Annotated in this window: 2 protein-coding genes; one reads left to right on the top strand and one right to left on the bottom strand. The window is 53.0% G+C overall.

Features of this window, described 5'->3' with window-relative positions; all coding sequences use genetic code 11:
• Positions 1 to 274: 274 nt before the first annotated feature.
• Complete coding sequence (locus MHK04_RS12125) at positions 275 to 757, bottom strand: YjdF family protein (protein WP_239208486.1); 483 nt, start codon at positions 755 to 757, stop codon at positions 275 to 277.
• Between the two features lie 1,001 nt (positions 758 to 1,758).
• Between MHK04_RS12125 and MHK04_RS12120 the strand changes: the two genes are divergently transcribed.
• Positions 1,759 to 1,907, top strand: a 149-nt coding sequence (locus MHK04_RS12120; protein WP_239206856.1) for a CsbD family protein, incomplete at its 3' end; no start/stop codon positions are given.

Raw genomic sequence — 1,907 nt, 5'->3', positions numbered from 1 at the left:
GGCTAACTGCCTCGCCTGCCACCACGCGCTCAACAGCAGCATCCTTAACATCCTTCGGAGTCCAACGCGTCACAACTACCTCCCGGTCGAAGTGGCGCATTCACCCCTTGACAGCACGAACGGCATAAATCTTTCGAGTTGACACGTCCCTCACCAGGCTAGGGCCTCCTTTGTCCTTGCAGACATATAGCGGGGATCGTACGTGCGCAGAAGTAGACATACGACTACACAGCTTTCCTCTCGCTGTGTGGCAACTTCGCTTTAACACCTTCGACTACTTGCCTTTATGGTTGGCCTTCTTTTTAGCGGCACGGATCTGAAATTTCCGTTGTGCTTCTTCGCGCCGAGCGATCCGCGAAGCTTTCTTTTTGTTTGCGTTAGCTAGTTCGAAATTTAATTTTGTTGCTTCTTGGGCTTTCGAGGACACACCTGAAGTCTTACGTTGCTCCTTATTGACTTTCCGCTGCAGGCGTTTGGGATTTCCTCGCTGTGGCTCTTCAATAGCGCCAGGTATAGGTACGGAACGATGGGCACGTTTGACTAGGGAAGAACCATTGACGAGTAACCACTCATAGAGTTCGGAATTATTAGGTTCTGGACCGAAAACTACTCGGACGGCGCGGAGCCGGTTGTTGCTGGAAGTCTCGTAGACTCCGCACCAAAATTGACCATCGTGGAAAAGGGTGAATTGAGCAGGCAAAGTTGTCTCCAGGTACGCTAAAGCGGACCTGACGACGCTGGATTCTTTAACTCTCATGAGAATAAGAGCTAAAGCGACGGATAGCACTGGTTAGTGTTATCGCTCAGACTTCCTACTGAGACTGTGCGTTTTGCGCATCAGGATCTTACGGGAATAACGCTAACACACCCTGAGGGCAGAGAACGCAGCCAACTGATGTGGCAGGAATGAATACCTAAGCAGGAGAAGAGACATGGGTACTCAGTGTGGGAGTATTGCGAAACCTCCGCGCGCACATTAGCCTAAAACACGACAGCACAGTTCACCTTTGAATTGCCGCTGCACAATAAAAAGGGCCCCAACCGACTGCTACTCGGTTGAGACCCTCGGGCCTAAAGACCCACGTGAAGAATCGCGCTAACGAACTTCACGACAGCGGTCGCAACGTTGAGGACTCCGCTCACCAAGTTAAGGATTGCAGCTCCTTTGGTGGCGGGGTCTTTTCTTGTGCGACCGGGTGTATCCAATGAGTGCTTACCCATTGTCTACCTCCCTTTTACGTCGTAGGGTTGTCCGCTCGCCTGAAAAAGGGCGCGCGGGACAGCCCACGTCACGCGCGGGCCTTACCGCGCACCGACGAGGAAGTCACGCCCACACCCAGCGGGGTGTGATTGTGAACCAGCACTAACGCTAGCAGCCACACCTGACGAGACCTAGAAGCATGATTCCACCCCTGCCTTTATAAAAGCCGCCCACGAGGGAAAACGCGCACAGAGCTACCCGTAGCTGTACCTGGATCCGTCAATTTCGGCGCCTACATGCTGGGGATGAGCATGTGAACGCGCAGGTAGAACTGCACGCGAGCGGACATTTGCTTTGGCAGATGTCATAGCGTGTGCCGTGCCATATGGCGGAACATGCGCTATGCCATATGTTTCATCATGTGGCTTTTAGATCTATGGCGTCTCTCTTTACGGCTAAACACACCGCGGTGTGCCGAAAGTTCTTCTCTTGCCTGCACTAAAAGAGGAGCGTATTATGGGTATTAGTTATCGACTGACTACCCCAAAGGAGTGATTATGGGCGATTTGGAAAACAAGAAGGACGGCCTCGTAGGCAAGGCAAAGGAAGCCTACGGCGAAGCTACCGACAACAAGGACGTAGCTAACGAGGGCAAGGCCGACCAGGTCACCTCCGAGGCTAAGGACAAGCTGTCCGACGCTGCCGA

The sequence above is a fragment of the Corynebacterium nasorum genome, from assembly GCF_022345765.1.
Lineage (GTDB): Bacteria > Actinomycetota > Actinomycetes > Mycobacteriales > Mycobacteriaceae > Corynebacterium > Corynebacterium kefirresidentii.
This window is presented reverse-complemented; position numbering and strand designations above follow the sequence as displayed.

Bases quoted from the DNA above. Each gene is read 5' to 3' on its own strand.
- MHK04_RS12125 (WP_239208486.1), bottom strand. From the start codon at position 757: ATGAGAGTTAAAGAATCCAGCGTCGTCAGGTCCGCTTTAGCGTACCTG.